The sequence below is a fragment of the Paenibacillus farraposensis genome, assembly GCF_020736845.1.
Lineage (GTDB): Bacteria > Bacillota > Bacilli > Paenibacillales > Paenibacillaceae > Paenibacillus > Paenibacillus farraposensis.
Genome location: NZ_JAFFQR010000105.1, coordinates 80,024 through 99,973, shown reverse-complemented (window position 1 = coordinate 99,973; position 19,950 = coordinate 80,024). Strand labels below are relative to the sequence as shown.

The 19,950-nt window shown below is 48.9% G+C and carries 14 protein-coding genes and 1 pseudogene; all 15 read right to left on the bottom strand.

Annotated elements, in window-relative coordinates:
• Positions 1 to 5 precede the first annotated feature (5 nt).
• Positions 6 to 1,985, bottom strand: a complete 1,980-nt coding sequence (gene parE / locus JO375_RS16850) for a DNA topoisomerase IV subunit B (protein ID WP_229525550.1) — start codon at positions 1,983 to 1,985, stop codon at positions 6 to 8.
• A gap of 98 nt (positions 1,986 to 2,083) precedes the next feature.
• Entirely contained in the window at positions 2,084 to 3,073 is a 990-nt protein-coding gene (locus tag JO375_RS16845) for an ABC transporter permease (protein ID WP_229525549.1), read from the bottom strand.
• Positions 3,066 to 4,142, bottom strand: coding sequence for an ABC transporter ATP-binding protein (locus JO375_RS16840; RefSeq protein WP_229525548.1), 1,077 nt, complete (start codon positions 4,140 to 4,142; stop codon positions 3,066 to 3,068). The genes JO375_RS16845 and JO375_RS16840 overlap by 8 nt, the downstream gene beginning before the upstream one ends.
• Complete coding sequence (locus JO375_RS16835) at positions 4,139 to 5,089, bottom strand: GDSL-type esterase/lipase family protein (RefSeq protein WP_229525547.1); 951 nt, start codon at positions 5,087 to 5,089, stop codon at positions 4,139 to 4,141. Before JO375_RS16835 ends, JO375_RS16840 begins: the two co-directional genes overlap by 4 nt.
• Before the next feature lie 231 nt (positions 5,090 to 5,320).
• On the bottom strand, positions 5,321 to 6,073 hold the full coding sequence (locus JO375_RS16830; protein ID WP_229525546.1) for a CAP domain-containing protein: 753 nt from the start codon (positions 6,071 to 6,073) through the stop codon (positions 5,321 to 5,323).
• A gap of 231 nt (positions 6,074 to 6,304) precedes the next feature.
• Positions 6,305 to 6,766, bottom strand: coding sequence for a GNAT family N-acetyltransferase (locus tag JO375_RS16825; protein ID WP_229525545.1), 462 nt, complete (start codon positions 6,764 to 6,766; stop codon positions 6,305 to 6,307).
• Positions 6,759 to 7,943: a formate-dependent phosphoribosylglycinamide formyltransferase gene (gene purT / locus JO375_RS16820; RefSeq protein ID WP_229525544.1), complete on the bottom strand. Its 1,185-nt coding sequence runs from the start codon at positions 7,941 to 7,943 to the stop codon at positions 6,759 to 6,761. The genes JO375_RS16825 and purT overlap by 8 nt, the downstream gene beginning before the upstream one ends.
• Positions 7,944 to 8,087: 144 nt before the next feature.
• Positions 8,088 to 9,525, bottom strand: a pseudogene (locus JO375_RS16815) (ABC transporter ATP-binding protein).
• Between the two features lie 283 nt (positions 9,526 to 9,808).
• On the bottom strand, positions 9,809 to 13,480 hold the full coding sequence (locus JO375_RS16810) for a dynamin family protein (RefSeq protein WP_229525543.1): 3,672 nt from the start codon (positions 13,478 to 13,480) through the stop codon (positions 9,809 to 9,811).
• A 473-nt stretch (positions 13,481 to 13,953) separates the two neighbouring features.
• Positions 13,954 to 14,226: an NAD/NADP transhydrogenase alpha subunit gene (locus JO375_RS16805; protein ID WP_229525542.1), complete on the bottom strand. Its 273-nt coding sequence runs from the start codon at positions 14,224 to 14,226 to the stop codon at positions 13,954 to 13,956.
• A 58-nt stretch (positions 14,227 to 14,284) separates the two neighbouring features.
• Positions 14,285 to 14,959 (bottom strand): endonuclease III, encoded by a 675-nt coding sequence (gene nth / locus JO375_RS16800; RefSeq protein ID WP_229525541.1) that lies wholly within the window; start codon positions 14,957 to 14,959, stop codon positions 14,285 to 14,287.
• Positions 14,960 to 15,171: 212 nt separating this feature from the next.
• Positions 15,172 to 15,822 carry a GerMN domain-containing protein gene (locus JO375_RS16795; protein ID WP_229525540.1) on the bottom strand — a complete coding sequence of 217 codons (651 nt, stop codon included), beginning with the start codon at positions 15,820 to 15,822 and terminating at the stop codon, positions 15,172 to 15,174.
• A 45-nt stretch (positions 15,823 to 15,867) separates the two neighbouring features.
• A complete protein-coding gene (locus JO375_RS16790; RefSeq protein ID WP_229525539.1) occupies positions 15,868 to 17,361 on the bottom strand; it encodes an N-acetylmuramoyl-L-alanine amidase family protein in 1,494 nt (497 codons plus the stop codon).
• 288 nt (positions 17,362 to 17,649) lie between these two features.
• Entirely contained in the window at positions 17,650 to 19,161 is a 1,512-nt protein-coding gene (locus tag JO375_RS16785) for an N-acetylmuramoyl-L-alanine amidase family protein (RefSeq protein WP_229525538.1), read from the bottom strand.
• A gap of 182 nt (positions 19,162 to 19,343) precedes the next feature.
• Entirely contained in the window at positions 19,344 to 19,946 is a 603-nt protein-coding gene (gene leuD / locus JO375_RS16780; protein ID WP_229525537.1) for a 3-isopropylmalate dehydratase small subunit, read from the bottom strand.
• Positions 19,947 to 19,950 lie beyond the last annotated feature (4 nt).

Genomic DNA, 19,950 nt, shown 5'->3' with positions numbered 1-19,950 from the left:
TAGCACTACTCTACATATTCCGTGAAATCCACGTTTTCCACGATCCAGCGCTTGCGCGGGTCCACCTTGTCGCCCATCAATGTGGATACACGGCGTTCAGCCTTGGCAGCATCCTCAATCTGAACGCGCAACAGGGTGCGTGATTCGGGATTCATTGTCGTTTCCCATAACTGCTCGGGGTTCATCTCGCCAAGTCCTTTATAGCGTTGAAGCTCAAAATTCCGCCCGAACTCTTTTAAATAATTTTCAAGCTGCTCATCGTTCCAAGCATAACGCACCGTTTCGAGCTTACCCGATTTGCGGGTTATTTTATATAGCGGCGGCTGAGCAATATAGACGCGTCCTGCATCAATCAGCTCTTTCATATACCGATAAAAGAACGTCAGAAGCAATACTTGAATGTGTGCGCCATCCGTATCTGCATCGGTCATAATAATGATTTTGGAATAATTGCTGTCCTCCAGCGAAAACTCTGTTCCTACCCCCGCCCCGATCGCTGCTGTAATCGCACGGTACTCATCATTTTTCATAATGTCCGCCAGTCTGGATTTCTCTGGATTCATTGGCTTGCCCTTTAACGGCAAAATGGCCTGGATTTTGGAATCCCGTCCCTGTTTGGCCGAGCCCCCGGCAGAATCACCTTCCACAATAAACAACTCACTCCGTGTAAAATCCTTGGATTGTGCAGGCGACAGCTTGCCATTCAAATTGGAGCTTTCACTGCGTTTCTTGCCCGAACGCATTTCGTCCCGCGCCTTGCGTGCAGCTTCCCTAGCCTTGGAGGCCTGAATGGCTTTCCTGATCAAGGTTTGTGCGATCTGCGGATTTTCTTCCAGAAACCGCTGCATCTGCTCAGATACGATGGCATCCACTGTACTCCGTGCCGATGCGCTACCCAGCTGATCCTTTGTCTGACCGACAAATTCAACCTCAGCCATCTTGACACTGATCACAGCCATCATGCCTTCACGCAGATCATTGCCCTCGAGGTTCTTATCCTTTTCCTTTAACATCGCCGTTCGGCGCGCATATTCATTCATGACACGCGTGTAGGCGGTTTTGAATCCGGTCTCATGCGTCCCTCCGCCGCGTGTCGGAATCGAGTTAACAAACGAAGCAATCGTCTCTGTATACCCCGCATTATACTGAATGGCAATTTCTACTTCAATGTCTTCTTTTTCTGCATTAAAGTGAATAACATCATGCAGTACATCCTTACCCTCATTCAGAAAAGCGACAAACTGGCTTGCTCCGCCCTCATAATAATATTCATCCGACTTCCCGCTGCGTTCATCTTTAAGCCCAATACGAAGTCCCGAATTCAGAAAAGCAATTTCCTGAAGACGCTCAGCCAGCGTATCATAGTTAAAGTGAATGCCTCCCTGGAAAACGCGAACGTCTGGTTTGAATGTAATTTTCGTGCCTGTTTTGTTGGTATTGCCCAGCACTTCAAGGCCTGTGGTCGGTTCCCCGACATGCTCTACGCCCTTCTTGTCCTGCCAATATTCAAACCGTTGACGGTGAATCTTGCCGTCCCGGTAAATTTCCACTTCAAGCCATTCCGAAAGAGCATTCGTTACGGACGCCCCCACACCGTGCAGGCCGCCGGACTTCTTATATCCCGAACCACCGAACTTGCCTCCAGCGTGCAAAATAGTGAATACAACCTGAGGCGTAGGTACTCCCATTTTGTGCATTCCCGTTGGGATACCCCGCCCATTGTCTGTTACCGTAGCGGAGCCGTCCTTATGAATTGTAATATCAATGCGCGAGCAAAACTTGGCGAGATGCTCATCCACCGCGTTATCTACAATTTCCCATACCAAATGATGCAGCCCCGAAGAACTGGTACTCCCAATGTACATGCCCGGCCGTTTGCGAACTGCCACAAGCCCTTCGAGCACTTGAATGTCGTCCGCGCCATATTCTAAAGCTCCGTTTCGAGTGTCGGATGCTTCCGCAGACAAGTCGATTTTGTCGACCATTCATGCTCCCCCTTTGTCTAATCATAACCGTGTTTTGCCTTATTCTTGATGATATTCACCAAAAATGCAAACAGATGTTTTCTTTTACCTTGTCCATTTTAATTCAATATATCCCGTTTCGTAAAGACGGCGAATGAAACAATCAACGCTGCTGCCCCCCAGATGCCCAGTACAATTAAAGAAAAGGGCAATGTCATCCCCTCTATCGGTGCAGGGCTCCCAGATAAATAATCGGTTAATTCGAGGTTAACCATAAATAAATATTTAGCGCTCTGCCAAGATGAGGCCATGTTTGTCAATATGGTGCCCGAAATAAGCGCAGCCATCATGACTACGATGCTTGCCGCTGTACTGCGTACCAGCACGGAAACCATAAATGCCAGCGATGCTACCACGAGACTGACAAACCAGATCAATCCGGCTTGCAAAATGAGATAATACCATTGCGGAATCGCATGAACCGCAGACACATCCACCGCCGAGCCGATAATTTGGAAGCCGGTAAATACAGGCACGTTAAAACCGCGGAACCCAAAAAACAAGCCTGAGATCAGGTAGCTAATCACGAATACACTTAAAATAATGAGTGACACGAACATATATAGGGTCAGCAGCTTGCTCAGCAATATTTTCCATCGCCTGACAGGACGGGTCAGCAGCATTTTTATCGTGCCCGTCGTCCGTTCTCCTGAGACCAGATCGGAGGCAATTCCCATAATCAGCAGCGGAATAAACAGATTGATGGAATTATCCATAAATTCTCTGGTAAAGGTGACACCACTCGGCTCATTCGGATTCACGTCGTTTTCCAGATAATACTGCATCTGCTGGACAAAAACCCGCCGATAGGTTTTCCATTCCTCGGGAACCCGGTCGCTGCCGAGCGAGTTTTGGTTATCCGTAATCGCCTGACGCAGCTCCAGCCGCCAGTCACTTCCGAATTTTTCACGATTATTTTGCGCCACCTTCAATTGAGCGTACGTAAAAATCGGCACTAACACAAGCAAAACAAGTAAAATGACATAAAATCGTTTCTTCTTGATAATTTTTAGAGTTTCATTTTGGATAAGCGGAAAAATGTTATTCAAGTATCTCACCTTCTGTCATTTTCAGGAATAGCTGTTCCAATGTCGGGTTGATTTTGGTCACACCTTTAACGGAAATGCCGGAAGCTGTCATTTGTGCGACCAGCTCCGCAATATGTTCTTCATCCATTTCTGTAAAAATGGCCTCGTCTCCGCTGGCTGCCACAATGCTGTCATCCACTGCCTCGTCCGCATTTGTAATGATTTGCACATACGGCGATTTTTGCAATAGGGCAAGTCCTTGATCATGTGGCTCCAGTTGCCACACAGCCAGCCTCGAATGGGTTTCGACCAATTCCCGTACACCGCCGACAGCCAGCACCTTGCCCCGGCTTATAATGGCCACACGATCACATAACAGCTGGATTTCGCTGAGCAAGTGACTGGAAACAAACACGGCCATGCCCTCGGAAGCCAGCAGACGGATAAATGCTCTCATTTCCTTAATCCCCTTCGGGTCAAGGCCATTCGTCGGCTCGTCCAGAATGAGCAGCTTCGGTCTGCCAAGCAAAGCTTGGGCTATGCCCAGACGCTGGCGCATGCCCAGCGAATACGTGCTTACCTTGTCGTGGATACGGCGCTCGAGCCGAACGAGCTCCACCACCTCGCGAATGCGATGCTCATCTATGCCTGGCTGCATACGGGCAAAATGCTCCAGGTTCTCCCAACCTGTCAGGTAGCCGTACACCTCCGGATTTTCCACGATAGAGCCAATATGCTGTAAGGCCTGCTCGGGATCACGGTTCACATTGTGGCCGCACACCGTAATCGTCCCTTCCGTAGGCTTAATTAAGTCTACCAGCATACGGATCGTCGTCGTTTTTCCGGCACCATTCGGGCCGAGAAATCCAAAAATTTCACCCGCCCGGACGTCAAACGTTACATCATGAATAATCATTTTACGTTTGATCCGTTTCTTGACATGCTGAACAGAGAGGACTGTTTCCTTGATGCTATCGTCCCGATCTGCACTTTCGGTCTGGTTATCGGCATGAAAGCTGGATGCTGCATTCGTAGATGTTGAATCCTTTACCGCTTCAGCTTCAGCCTTGTCAGCAGATTGAATGCTCATGATTTATTGCCTCCCTTCTTGCCTTCAGCGGGTTGTCTGCTTGTGGATTGCTGCTTATCATCCGCATGATTGGGATCCCCTGTAGCTGTAACAGCAAACCCTTGCGCTATCCGTTCAGCGATCGCCTGATACCCCTGTCCGTTGGGATGAAAATGATCAGATGACAAATAAACCGGAAGATTTTGCTGGAATAGATCGAAAGTTGGAACCAGCGTCATATTACTGTTTTGATTGGTAACCGCCATTGCAGCCAGATTCCATTCGGTTACAATGAGATTGCCGGGAATTTTCACTCCATGCAGATCACTGAATGGGTTATACAGGCCAACATAGATGATTTTAGCTTTCGGATTGATTTTTCCGACTTTGGTCAGTACTTTTTGCAATCGTTTGGAGGCATCCGGCAATGCTTTGCGTAAATCGCTGAGTGTAGGCGGCTCTTTACCGGTCTCAGCAGCCTGTGCTCCCTGAAATAAATCATTGCCTCCAATGGAGACAATAATAACGTTTGCCTTTTTCAAAACATAGGCCACACCAGGCTCATCCAACTTGGTTAATAATCCTTGTGTCGTCAGTCCATTAATCCCCAGATTATTGATAAGCCGTGCCTGATGGCCTTCCTGTTCATTTAGCAAGTCCACCGCTCGGCGTACAAACCCGCTGCCAGAGTCATCCCCCGTTCCTTTGGCCAGCGAATCTCCAATGGCAGCCACGCGAAACTCTCCCGTCTGAGTCGGGGCAGCTGGCGCCGATTGTGTCTGTGATGAACCGGTATTTATAGGTTGAGTGCTAACCATCGGCTCTGGAGCCATGATGCTTCGCACTGCGGCAACAAATCCGAATAATAATAACAGTGTGGCGGCGATGGACACAGAGCCGACAGACCGCCAAATCCATTTTGATGAATTCACTCGTGTTCCCTCCTGATAGCTTAGTGAAATAAACATAAAGCTTCTCTTATCATTTTGCAAATAAACCGCTCCGGAAGCCATGAAGCATGTATGTAAAAAGGATGGCAAATGGCCCCCCGATTTGATGCCTGTTTTGGCATGAAGCAAGAGTTGGATACCATCGGATAAAGAAATAACATAAAAGGCCCGCTGAATGTGTCAGCAGGCCTTAAGTTTAACGCATTGTCCCTTCCTATTCCAGGACCCGATGCGGTCTTTGCTATCTTTTTAGTTACGTGTGAATTCTTGTACCCAATATCCATTGTAGTACGCCACACCAATTTGCGTATATTCTGGCTTCAGAATATTTTCACGGTGTCCTTGGCTGTTCATCCAGGCGTTCATTACTTCTTGTGGGGTTTTTTGACCCATTGCAATATTTTCACCTGCGTACGTATAACTTACACCGAATTTCTTCATCATATCAAATGGCGAGCCATAGGTCGGCGATGTGTGAGAAAAGTAATTGTTAGTGCTCATATCCTTCGCTTTAGCCAAAGCTACTTCCGTAAGTTTTGCGTCGGAAGTTAGCGGCTTCAGACCGTTTTTGCTGCGTTCGTTGTTTACCAGCTTTACAACCTCTGCTGCAAATTGAGACTTGCTTTGCTGTGCATCCGATCCTGCGGACTGACCTGCATTAGTCTTGGTGTTCTGAGCTTGATTTTGCTGCTTGTGAGCAGACTGTGAAGCATTTTGGTTCCCCTGTTTGCTTCCTTGCTTGCCTGCGAAAGGATTTGCTGTTTGAGTGTTAGCATTGCCCTGTCCGAAACAATCCGTAGTTGCGTTCTTTGTAGTTGTGTTCTTCGTTATTGTCGTCATCCCATTGGACAATTGAACGCTATATCCGCTATTTTGCAGCCATTGTTGCAATTGCGCCGACAAATCGTCAGCTGGTGAAGCTGATGCCGGAACGATGAATCCTGCGGATAAAACGGCGCCCAAACTACCCATCACCAGTGTTTTTTTCAACATATTCTTCATTTCGTCATCTCCTTGTTGTATAAATAATTTGTTGAGTGCATGTTCTCTGTACACATGCCGGTTACAACTTTGTAATCTTTACTCTAGCAGTATATCATGTTTTCTAGCAGGAACAATGGTGTAAAAGTTGGTAAAAAAATAGTCCCGTCTGGCAATAGCCAGCACGGGACTGATCGATGGAAATATGAAAAATAAGGCTTTGATATATAACTTTGATTTTATCCGGGCTTTTTATTTAAGCTTTTTACTGAAACGATAGCCTTGTTTTTCAAAACCGATCCGGTTGTAGAAGGCATGTGCCTCTACTTGTTTGATGCGGTTATTCGCTCCGGTAATGAACAATTGGTAGCATCCTTGCGCACGCCCCCATTCTTCACCACTAGCCACCAGACGTTTGCCAATGCCCTCGCCGCGACACTCCCCACTCACGACCAGCATGGTGATTTGTACAGCAGGTTCGGGATAAGCCAAACTTTGAGCCGTATGCATGCCGATTACACCGACAACACGACCATCCATTTCTGCAACCATCATATTGGCTTGACTATCCTCCTGCGTGGTTCCCATAACTTCTTTCATTACACCACAAGTCATCGGATATCCGACTTCTCTTAGTAATCCAGTTACGGCTTCGCAATCGTCAAGCTCAACTAAACGAATGGTCAGTACTGGAATCATCATATTGTTAGACATGATTTACCTCCACTTTCAGCATAATAGCAGCTTTCTTGGCCGTCTTCCGTGCTGTCTCCACATCTCCTGCAGCGCTAAGCGCTACAGCCATCCGGCGTCCCGGCTTGGTTTCAGGCTTCCCGAACACTCGCACCTGTGTCCGGGGCAGCAACAACGCATCATCTATACCGCTTACTTTGAAATCTCGTGCAGCCAGTCCTGCCTTCAAGGTAGCTGAAGCCCCTGGGGTCAGCAGTGTGACTGACGGCACCGGAAAACCGAGAATTGCCCGTACATGAAGTGCAAATTCCGACAAATCCTGTGTAATCATTGTGACCATCCCGGTATCATGCGGCCGAGGCGATACTTCACTGAATATGACGCTATCAGCTGTTAAAAACAGCTCCACGCCAAACAAACCATAACCACCCAATTCATCCGTAATCGCACGGGCAATGTTCTGTGCCTCTGAAAGCTGCTTGTCCGTCATGCCATGGGGCTGCCAGGATTCGACATAATCCCCGTCTTGCTGAATATGGCCGATCGGTGGGCAAAAAGTCGTACCTGATACCGATCTGACGGTCAATAATGTAATTTCACTCTCAAAGGGGACAAAAGCTTCTACAATGACTCGTGTTGTTTTGGCACGCGCGCCTTCCAGCGCTGTTTTCCAGCAGGATTCTGCATCCTCAGGTATCCGGCATACAGACTGCCCTTTACCCGACGAACTCATCAGTGGCTTGACTACACAGGGTGTGCCAAGCTCATGAATCGCCGACCGCAACTGCTCCAAATCATCTGCAAAGCGGTAGGCAGCAGTCGGAAGCTGTAGCTTCTCGGCGGCAAGTCTGCGAATGCCCTCCCGGTCCATCGTAAGACGAGCGGCCCGGGCTGTTGGTACTACGTGAAATCCCTCTTGCTCCAATTCTTCCAAAGCACCCGTAGCAATAGCTTCGATTTCAGGTACAATTATGTCGGGCTTTTCCTTACGAATCAGTGTCTTCAACGCCTCAGCATCCTGCATATCCAGACAATGAGAACGATGGGCCACCTGCATTGCCGGAGCCAGTTCATACCGGTCTACTGCAATGCACTCCACGCCAAGCCGCTGAGCTTCAATAATGACTTCTTTCCCCAATTCGCCACTGCCCAGGAGCAGCATTTTCTTAGCGTTGGCAGAAAAAGGAGCACCCCACATCTTGAACTCTTCCCCCTCTGACGATATTGCTCTGTTCTTTTTTCATCTTTATTTTCAGGGTTTAGCTGCAAGAATGCAATAGTGCTCGGCACGAAAATTTACAAAAAACGCGATTTTTTGATCTTTTTTTTACAAAAATCTGAACTATGCTTCCACCAACCCCCGATATATTCCATGTTTTTTCATCAATTGTTCATGATTACCACTTTCCTGAATCTGCCCGTGATCCAATACGATAATATGATCCGCATTCCGAATGGTAGACAAACGGTGAGCGACCATAAAAGACGTTCTGTCTTTCAGCAGGACCTGAAGAGCGTCCTGAATTTTCAGCTCCGTTTCGGTATCAATGCTGGCTGTCGCTTCATCCAAAGTAAGAATTCGCGGATCAGCCAGCAAAGCCCGGGAAAAGGACAGAAGCTGACGCTGGCCCATAGACAGCATGCCGCCCCGCTCCTCCACCTCTGTCTCATAGCCGTCCGGCAGGTGAATGATGAAGTCGCATAAGGCTTCATGTAGGCAAGCAAACGTTTGAACTCTGGCCAGTTAAATGGTTTGTCGATCGCTTCATCATCCTGATATACAAAACGTTGATTCGTCGGCTTTTTTAACGGATCAGCTTTTTCTGCGGGAACATTCATGGTCTCGCCTGCCTTTCGGATACACTGTCTGGAGCCTGATTTATGTAGTCGGCGTATAGTTATTAATATGAAAGCCAATGCTCCAGATCGGCCCGATAATATAGCAAATCAAACTAAAAAAGCAACAAGCTGCCTCAAAGTCATCGCCTTCATAATGACCAGGTATCCCCCCATACCCAGCAAAAGGACCACGCTGACCGAAGCAATCAGCTCCATGGCGGGGAAGAAAAGGCTCCACAAGGAAGCAGCCTCAATCTGATTCCGTTTATACCGTTCATTCCGTAATGAAAACTTTTCAACCTCATAAGCTTCGCGCGCAAAGGATTTGACGGTGCGCACACCCGCTGTACTGCTGTCGTCAAGGCGCTGAGCGCAAGCCGCATTTCCTGAAAGGTGGGATGAATCCGGGATTCGAACTTAAAGGTGACGAAGAGCAGCAAAGGCATGCTGATCATCGTAAAGAGGGTGAGCTGCCAGTTGATATACAGCATCATGATCGAATTGAATACGACCATCAGTATTACGTTGAGGAGTTGGGCAAAACCAAACCCAATGAAATTGCGAATAGCCTCCAGATCGCCTGTCAGCCGTGACATTAAATCCCCTGTTTTGGCAGTATCATAATATCTGAAGGACAGAAATTGCAGCTTTTCGTAACAGGCATTACGGAGCTGGTACGCCAAATAGTTGCCCAGCCGTCCGCCAAAAAAAACATGCAGAAACTGCATAAATGCTTTGATGATCACGACACCCAGCACAGTCAGAGCCAGCACCGGGACTCGCTCGAAGTCACCGGGAATGATAGCGTTATCAATGAGCCTTTGAAGCAGGTTCGGATACACCAGTCCCAGGGCTGTCGCTATCGCAAGGCATAGAATGGACAGAAACAGATAATATCTCCTCTCATGAAAAAAAACCTGCAGATGCCTGAGCACTTCCATGTCAAGTCCCTCCATTGTTGCACGACGTTGTTATATGGCTTAGTGAAGTTTACCATTCGCTTTCCAAGGCGGCAGAGAGGATAATAGACCATTTTCAGACAAGTTCGCAATTAGCGGGTGATTATACAAATTAAATCGCTTTCTTGTCATTGAATATGGCTCTTTCCTCCATATTCCTTTTCTTTTGGAACATGCACAAAACACCGGGTTGTCCCGCAAGCCCGGTGTCCTGAAGCATCCAGCAATCGTGTATAGAGTTACATACATAATCATGTTGATGGCGTTACGCCAGCGTTTTTACCTGCTCCAGGTTCGCAATAAGGGCTGCCAGCTCTTCCCAGACCTGCGGCTGCTCGTCACCTGTGAGTGCATGCTCTATACCGTCAAGCGTTTCCTGCATTTGCTCCCGAAGCTGTGCCGTCTGCCATGCCAGCTCCTCCTGCATCCGTGCAGCATAAAAGGAAGACATTCGTTCCCGCTGCAGTTCCACCGCTTCTGCAACTTTCTCGCGCAGCATCGGTTCCAGTCTGGATTGCAAATTCATCCGGCCTGTCCCTTCAAAAAATGCTTTCGGATTTTTGAAGGTACTCCAATACTCCTTCCAGGCAACGGAATCCTGCAGCGAAATTCCGATCAGTTCAGGTACAGCCCATGCTCTGGCTTCAGGAGCTGTGCAATCCAATCCGCCCAGCCTTTCGTTCATCTCTTGCACACATCGCTGTACAGCCTTGTGTACCAAGGCTTGGCCTGTTTTTTCCAGCCTGAGTGTGGTTGCCAATAGTTCCTGGGACAGCTCCAGTTCAATCAAACGCATCAACTCACGACCGCAAGAGGCAAAGGCTGAGCGAAGATCCCCTGCACCTTCACGCAAAACTGACGGGTGAAAGGCTTCAGCCGTAAACTCTCCAGTCCGGTAAGCCAGCCGTTGACGCACATGATACAGCAATTCATCAGTTTCACCTGATAAGACGGCTGTGCCGCTGCTGACAGACACGCTGTGGAGTAAATGCTCCAATTCGCTGCGAATGCGTTGTAATCGCTCTAATCGGATTGCGCGTTCTTCCACGCTATACCGGGCATCCGCAGCATGCTGTTCTATCCGGTTGCGCAGCCGGCCCAGCTCCTGCATGGCAGAAGTAATGGACAATCCCGCCAATTCTTCAGCCGCGAATGCCGAAAAATCCTGTTCAAACCCGTCAAAACGGGAAGCCGCACGCAGCGAAGGCTCTCCCTGTTCGGCTGCTTCCAATGCCAGCATACTGGACAGCGGATAAATACGCGGTTTACGTATACCGTTCGCCTGCAATTGTTCCTGTACATGCCGGGTTACGGATTGCAGTTCTTCTTCGGATGAAGCCAGATCTGAGGCATTGACGATAAAAAAGGTCTGTTCCAGCGCGAGCGCCTCTTTAACACGGCCAAGCTGGTTCAAAAATTGGCGGTCTCCTTGCGTAAACGCATGGTTGTAATACGTAATAAATACAAGAGCGTCGGCATGCTTCATATAATTAAAGGTCACACCTGTGTGCCGTGCGTTCACAGAATCCGCTCCAGGCGTGTCGACCAATACGATGCCCTGGCGGGTCAGTGCGCAATCATAATAAAGGTCGATATGTTCCACAAAGCATGACTTGCGCTCGGACGCAACAAAATCCCGATACTGTTCCAGATTGACGTGAAGCTGTTGACCCAGCAGGTGTTCGGCTTCCTCCCATCCGGCCGCAGCGGCCTTCAAAAAGCTATAATGCGGCCTGCCAGCAGGGTGAATTCCTTCCGGGGACAGCTCATGCACGGCATTCTGCCAGCCCGTTTCTTCCGGTTCGCCCAATCCCAATAACCGGAACGAATATTGAAGATCGTCCCGCAATGCGTCCACTGATTTCATGTGGACGTCAGCGGTTGCATGGCGCTCCTGGCTTGCAGGCGCCATAATCCGGTTAATCGCCGCTGTCGTCGGATGCGGCGATACGGGCAACACCGCTTCGCCCAGCAAAGCATTGGCGAAGCTGGACTTCCCGGCACTGAACGCTCCGAACAGCGCCAATGTAAATTGCCCGCCTTCCAGCGCAGCCGCGCGGGCATACAAATCCCGTACCGTTGCCTGCATGGCCGGGTACGGGTTCACCAGGGCAGCGGCTTTTTTCAGCCGAGCCGCTGCTTCATCCAGCCGCGCGCGGCGCCCCCCGGCGGCAGGCTGTGCTGCCTCTGTGCCCGCACGCGGCAACGCCGATGCGGCGCGTGTGCCAGCGGCGGATAGGCGTGCGGCACTTGCAGGCGCGGCTGACGCCGGCCGGGCCGTGGTGTCGGCTGCGGCTGCAACCGCGCGGGGCAACGCGGCAGGCACGGAGGCCTGCGGGAGCAGGCTGCGCAGTGCGGTGGCGTGGGCTGCCGCAGCGCGCACCCGTGTGCTGTAGCGGCCTGCCGCATCCGCCTGCACCAGCAGGGCATGCCTGGCCGGCGCAAGCGCCGCGCGATGCTCCCCGGCCTGCTCCGTAAGCCGGGCCAGCAGGCGCTCAAGCAGCGCCAGCGCCTTGCGGCGGCAATCCGCCGTCACTGCGGCACGGAGGTCTTTACAATAGTTCAACGTGTATTCTGGCGATAACGCCGTTTCCTTCACCGTTTGCTCAATCAACTGCCAATTTGTTACCGGACGAATGCCATCCAGCTCCTCCTCTGCCCTAGCCGACCACAATCCATAGCTCTCGCCCCAGCTTCTCAGCAGCTCCCGCACGTGGGGAAGCAATTGTCCCTCCACCTGGTCGGTCAGCATCTGTGCCAGCCGCTGCAAGCGCCGCTCTTTTTCCCGCTCCGTCTTTCCTCCACTGAACCACAGCCCGGCTTTGAAGCCAGGCTTGCGGCTCTCCAGATATTCGCCCGCTGCTTCGCGCAGCTCCGCAGGCGTCAAATGCGCGTGCTCCAGCAGACGATCCACCTCTTGCCGCAGCCGCTTATGCTCCTGTTCCGGCAGCATTCGCCAATGTTCATCCTCTTGCTGCAGAGCTTCCTGCTCCATCGCCAGACGCGAAATCGCTTCTGCCCCGCCTGCCTCTTCCAGCAGCGTGCTCAATGCCTCTTCTTCCGCTGCCTGCTGGGACGCTACATGCTGCTCTACCAAATGCTGCATCGAGGATACCAGGCTATAAGCAAGCAGCTCCGTTTTCCGCTGCAGTAATTGTTCGATCAACAACGGCAGCTGCGGCCGCTGGTTCAAAGGGTGATCCGGCTCTTTCAGGGTAGTAAACAGGATATCTGCGTATTGGACCTGCCACGCATGAAAGCTGGTCTCCACCTCATTGCGGTATTGTGCAAATGAAAGCTCCCGCTCCCGATGTTTGTCGATTTGATTGATGATCAAGTATAATGGCTTGCCCCAATCCGATAAACTTTTGGCAAAAGACAAGTTGTTTTCAGATTGGACATGGTTGTAATCCATCACATAAAATACGATATCTGCCCAATGTAAAGCGGAATGCGTCGCAAGCGCATGTCCCTGGTCAGTGGAATCTACGCCTGGTGTATCCAGCAGCACTCCGCCCCCGGATAACATGGGGATATCCTCCCATACCTGAACCGATTCATAGGCCCCGCCATTTTTGCAATATTCAGCCAGCTCGGCCAGAGAGGTTTCCAGCACCTTTGGCTCCGGGTTTTCCGATGTTCGGACCGGATGAATGAATGCTTTCGAATGTCCATACCGGATGGACACTACATTTGCGCTTGTAGGTACCGGCCCGGAAGGCAACACCGTTTTACCGCACAGGCTGTTAATCAAGCTTGATTTACCGGCCGAGAAATGCCCGCAAAAGGCAATGGTCAGCTCGTTCGCATTCGCTTTCTCCAGTAGATCAGCAAAAGCCTTTGCTCCCGCCTCATCCCCGGCATTACGCAAATTATTCCGTATCTGTTCTATCGTGCCCGACCACTTGCCGGCATCTTCTGTAATCGTTTGCATCATAAGCTACGGTTCCACTCCTTGTCTCTTGAAAGCATCAAACAGCTTTATTGTAGCATTCTTGAGCCACTGTGAGAATCATCACAATTAAAAACGAAAAAGCGCTCTGCCAATGTCCGACTTGGAGAACGCTTTTTTCGTTTAAAGATATGTTTGGTCATACGCTCTGTTTAGAGACTCTCATTACAGCAAAGCTTCAATATCCTGTTCCATTTCCATAAGGTCCGTTGCCGCCTCAAAGCGTTTGACCACGCTCCCGGGATTAAAGGAATAAGTATTTGGGCAACCGAATATGTCTCATCAAAACCTTGAAAAGCACATATGAAACAAGATATGTAAACAACGGATAAGCTTGTTCATCACGTACATACGCCTTTTAGAACATCGGGAACTCGTGTAGATCATGCGTCTTCAGGCTGGTCAGACCAGCCGAACCGCACCCACCGGACCATGCAGCGCATGTCCACCCCTTGAACTTAATTTGCTGCTGCCTCAAGCACCGGCAGCAAAATTTCAAACACTTGACCATGCTGCAAAATCGTAATTCCGCGGGCTTTGTCCTTCATTACGACCACTTCCGGCTTTTGTGACATGCGTTCCAGATAGTGCTCAGGTACATCACCAGAATGGCTGACCGTGATTCCCTCCAGATCGCGCTCTTCATTTTCAGCAAACTCTGTTGATACAATTTGCTCGAAAATATCAGAAAACGCCTCAAAATTGTCTGTATATACCGAAATGCACTTCATTACTCTTCATCCTTTTCTACACATAAATGGTTAAACCCTCTGCAAGCTCTCTGGGTCTTTAAGCTTTACGTTCCTTATCTTTCCTGATAATGGACGTTTTCATACGTTTCTTGCCTTCCCTGCATACATCGAGCAACGGACATATCTGACATTGAGGGTTTTGCGCTTTACAATGGTAGCGACCGAAAAAAATAAGCCTGTGGTGGGTCAAAGACCATTCATCTTTAGGTACTCTTTTCATCAGCTTTTTTTCCACTTCAAGCACCGAATCATCCCATCCTGCAAGGCACAGCCGCTTGGATACGCGCTCTACATGCGTGTCCACTGCAATAGCCGGCACGTTAAATGCAACAGATACGACGACATTAGCCGTTTTGCGTCCCACACCGGGAAGCTTGACCAGCTGATCATGCTCAGACGGTACTTCTCCCCCGTACTGGTCTATCAATATACGGCACAGGTTATGAATATGCTTGGCCTTGTTTCGGTACAAGCCGATTCTGCGAATATCCTGCTCCAGCTCCGCAAGGGGAACAGCCAAATAATCCTCGGGTGACTTGTATTTTTGAAACAGGTCTGCCGTTACTTTATTGACCATCTGATCAGAGCATTGAGCTGACAATAACACGGCAATCGTTAATTCAAAAGCATTGTCATGGTTCAACTCACATTGGGCATCCGGAAACATCGTGCCGATGGTGTCCAATATATGACGTGCGGTTGCTGCATTCACGGAATCCTACCTCCTGCCAAAAAAAACGTCCTGATACGGGATAACCCGCATCAAGACGGTCACTCTAAATAATCATCCGGAAAGAAACGAATACTATTTGTGCATGACTGCCTGCATAGGCGAGAAATACACTCCTATATTATCATTATCTGTCACAAATTGCACGTGAAAAGTGTGTAAATTTCCGAGAAATCTTCAAATGTTCAGGTCTGTTAACGGCTCATCGGATGTTCCAAATCTACATGTCCCATTAAAGATTCAGGAGCCTGTCCATCCACAAGCAGATCCAGTGTTTTGATCTCTTTGAACTGGAACATCATTTTCTTCAAAGCATCAATCGCCAATTCCTCGCCGCCTGCACCCAAACGTGCTTCGTCCGGCAGAGAAATATCTATGGTTAATGCTCCGTTGTCCAATTTGATCTTATGCACGGAAATTTTATCAGACCACAATGGAACCAAAGCGGAATTGCCGCTCTTTTGCAAAGCTTCAAACGCCTTTTGGTATTTTTCCAGCTCACTCGGATAGGTAATTTCCTTTTTCTCTTCTTTCAGGCCATTCTCTTGCGTATCGGTGTAATAAACCGTGATCTGCTCTGTTTGATGGTCTCCTGATTTTTCTGTTCCCGTCTTGGTGTTTGCAGTTTCTGTTGACGGGGATGCGGGAGCCTGAGTCGCCCCGTTATGTTCAGCCGACTGAGCAGTTGAATCAGGGGTTGTTTGCCCAGGCGTAGTGTTGGGCGCAGCAGGCGTTTGTGTTTCCTGAGCCGGAGCTGTCGGAGCTGCAGTCTGCTTGGAGGCACAACCCGCGCCTGCTATGACAAACAATGCCAGCAGACCTGCAATTACGATTTTCTTATTCATAAGTCCCCCTCCTTGCTTGACGCTCGCAAGCGATTTGTTGAAGATTTATTTTACACCAAGATACGCTGTGATGCCATCTGCAATCCCTTGAGCTACCCGGTTTTGGAAATCTTCATCAAACAGTGTGGCTTCCTCTTTTGCATTACTCAAATATCCTACCTCAAGCAATACGGCTGGCATAGTCGTTTCCCGAATAACATGGAAATTGCCATAACGAATGCCCCGGTCTGCCAGACCCGTCGCAGGAGCAAAGTACTTATGCATTACGTTGGCGAACGCTTTGCTTGCACTCCGCTGGTAATACGTTTCTGTACCGTTGGAAGCTGAACTGCCGCTGCTGTTAGCATGGATGGACACAAACACATCAGCATTGAGATTCTCAGCTACTTTTACACGTTGTTTAAGCTCCAGGAAGGTGTCGTCACTGCGTGTCAGCACAACCTGAAGTTTGGGGTTCTGCTTTAAGATGCTTTCCACTTTCAAAGCCATGGCCAGATTGAAGGCCTTTTCGTAATTTTTTCTCGAAATTCCGACTGCTCCAGAATCTTTTGCTCCATGACCGGCATCAATAACAACGATCTTTTTGCCATTACTGTTAGGTTGCGTCTGTGAATCATCGTTTGAGCCATCCGGTAGCGTTGCGTCAGGTGTCGTATAGACGGAATCCTTGGACGCCAGATCGACAAAGATATGATTGGAATCATCATTATATGCAGAGTACTTCATCGGATGTTTCAAATCAATAACAACACGAACCGTAGAAGGTTCCTTTTGGAACAAGGAATAACGGATACCCGACACATCTGCTTCATTCTGAATGTCCAGCGAGCCATTCAAGGTGCTGTCCAGCTTCTGCTGGTCGCCAAAATGATCAGCAAACGCAGTTGCTGGCAAATCCACAACAACCCGATCAGGACCTGTCATCGTAAACGCTTTAGGGTTGACGGTGCCCGCAGTGGTAATGGTTAAGCGATTTTGGCTGAAACTGATTTCCTGCACTGGCGTAACACCTGTACTCACATTATTAACCGGTGCAGTTACATTACCTGTGTTTGTTCTGTTATTCCCGGATTTCGGAGGTGTAAACTCCCCGTTTCCAGACCCGCTGCTGCGGGTATATAATTTTACGGACTTGGAGCTGCTGTCCCATTTTACGTCCAGTCCCATTTGCTCCCCGATAAAGCGAAGCGGTACAAGGGCATAATTGGAACGCAGCAGAGGCGAAGCATCCAGACTAATGTCACTTCCATTGACAGTCGCCGTCTTACTTCCGATTATCATTCGGATTGAGGTACCGTCCTTCTCAATCGTTATGGTTCGCGCCTGCTGCTTCCATGTCACGTCATATCCTAAATTTTCAGAAATTACGCGTAGCGGAACCATTGTACTTCCGCCAATTACTTGTGCCTTAGCACCGCTAGGGACACTTAACTGTTGATCGTCGAGATAGATTTGTGTGCCACTCGAAGCCGCATGTCCATAACCCGGAACCGCCCACATGAAGACAAATAATAACAACAAAAAACCAAATTTCCTCATTCGTCACCCTTCCATTCATAATTTTTTTGCCACATGCTCCGGTGCGGCGACCTGATATACGTGCTTATGTAATATCAGACAACCTTTTAGACGTTACTCCACACCAAAAGTTGCGAATATATTCCATCATATCAGAAATATACGTACCAAAGAACTATTTTTGTCGAATTTTGACTCAAAGTGTAGTTCCTTTGCTCCCCGTCAAAAGTCAAAGCTTAAAACATAAAAAACTGCTTTTCACCTTCATAAATTCCCATAAAGGTGGAAAACAGTTTTTTTCTAGCGGTTCTAGTTCAGCGGTTCCGTTGTTTCCGTTTCCGTCGCAAAATACTCTTTTAATCCATCGACTATCCCTGCTGCTATTCTCTCCTGTGTTTCTTCCGTGAACATAGCTCCTTCATCAGACGGATTGCTTAGATAGCCGCATTCCAGCAGTACAGCCGGCATTTGTGATTTTCTTGTTACCAAATGGTTGGCGACCTTTATGCCGTTATCCTTGAAGCCCGTAGCCGCTACAAGATGTTTGTGCATTATTGCCGCCAGGCTTGAGCTTTCCTGACGAGCATAATAGGTTTCAGAGCCATTGGCTTTTCCATTATTGGAGGCTGGCATGCTGTTGCCATGAATGGAAACAAACACGCCCGCCTGTTGATCATTAGCAAGCTGGGCACGCTCATCGAGCGTCGGATACGTATCACGATCGCGGGTCATTACAATCTGGATGTCAGGGTCGGCTTGCAAAAGCTGCTGAACCTTCAATGCTACAGCCAGTGTGAATTCCTTCTCGTGTCGTCCAGCTATACTGCCTGATCCAGGGTCTTTGCCGCCATGTCCGGGATCGATGACGACAATCCGCTTTCCTTCAACATAGGTCGGTGTGACCACCGGATTCTGACTTCGTTCACGCAATTGGAGAGTGATCTCACCCTTGCTATTGGATGAAAGCTTGTAATCCCGTGCTTGATTCAAAGCAATGACGACACGAACACCCCCTTTTGTTTCATCAGAGGGAGCAAATCGGATTTCCTGTACGTCTTCGCTCTTACTATTCGTCAATGCCCGAGTACCATCGCTGCGAACGGGGAATGAGCGGGAAAACTCAGGGGCCAGCGCTGCTCCTGGCAAATCCACAACAATGCGGTCAGGTCCTGTCATTGGCGATACTTTAGGATCTGCATGTTGGTTCAAAGAAATCTTTAGCACTTCATCGGCAAAAGCTATGTTGTGCACAAGCAGCCTATTTGCTTGGGGCTGCTCTGTATTCTGCTGCTTGGACGGTGCTGCAGTTGCAGTATGCTTGTCTGCTTCATTGGTTTTGGTTTTTGTTGTCGTTGTTGCAGTGGCAGAAGTCTTTTGCTGTGGAGCTGCTGCCTTTTGACTGAGATTTACGGATTTGCTCTGATTATTCCAATCTACTTTTAAGCCCATCTGTTCGCCTACAAAACGCAGCGGAACTATGGTAGAATTGCCGCGAAGCATTGGAGGCGCATCCAGACTAACGGTTTTTCCATTCACATCAGCCGACGTGCGGCCTATGTACATGGACATGTCCGTGCTGTTTTTTTGAATTGAAATTTTATATGCTTGCGGCTCCCACTTGAATTGATATCCAAGCTGCTCCCCAACCACCCGAAGCGGTACCATCACCTTGCCATTGATCATTTCAGGCCTGGCATCCGCCGGTGCCTCCACTCTTTTACCATCCAGAAACAAGTCTGCTCCAGCCGCATTCGCATGAGGGAAGGACGGCCACGACCAGATCAAAATCGCCGCCCATATCACCCAACTGTATTTCTTCATCCTCATTCCCCTAACTTATGTATGTAATTTTACGCTCTTGAACAGGGATAATCTTTCTACTTACTACATTTACAATACCATGCACAGTCGAGCCGTCAACCCCTTATTTGCCAATTTATCTTCATATAACAAAAGCCCGCAGGCAATATAATTACCGATACGGGCTTGTCGTTCAAATGAGGTTATGCACCTTGCTTCGCAGCACGCTTTTGCTCATACGCCAGAATTTCAGCCTCGTGCTGGAGCGTCAACCCAATGTCATCCAAGCCTTGCAGCAGGAATTGGCGACGATGCTCATCCAGATCAAAATCAATCTGCAGACCATAATCGTCTGTAATTGTTTTTTCATTGAGGTCAACGTTCAACTGGTAGCTATCATTCTGTGCTGTGCGCTGGAATAAATCCTCTACCTGCTCCTCAGACAGCTTGATCGGCAAAATACCATTTTTAAAGCAGTTATTATAGAAGATATCGGCAAAAGACGGTGCGATGACACAGCGAAATCCATAGTCCATAATCGCCCACGGCGCATGCTCACGAGAGGAGCCGCAGCCAAAGTTGGCACGAGAGATCAGTACAGATGCCCCTGCATAGCGAGGCTTGTTCGGTTCAAATTCAGGATTCATATTTCCCGCCTCATCAAAACGCCACTCGTAGAACAAAAACTGTCCAAAGCCTGTGCGTTCGATTCGTTTCAAAAATTGCTTGGGAATAATAGCGTCCGTATCTACGTTTACCCGATCCACAGGAGCTACAATTCCTTTTAAAGTTGTGAATGCTTCCATGACA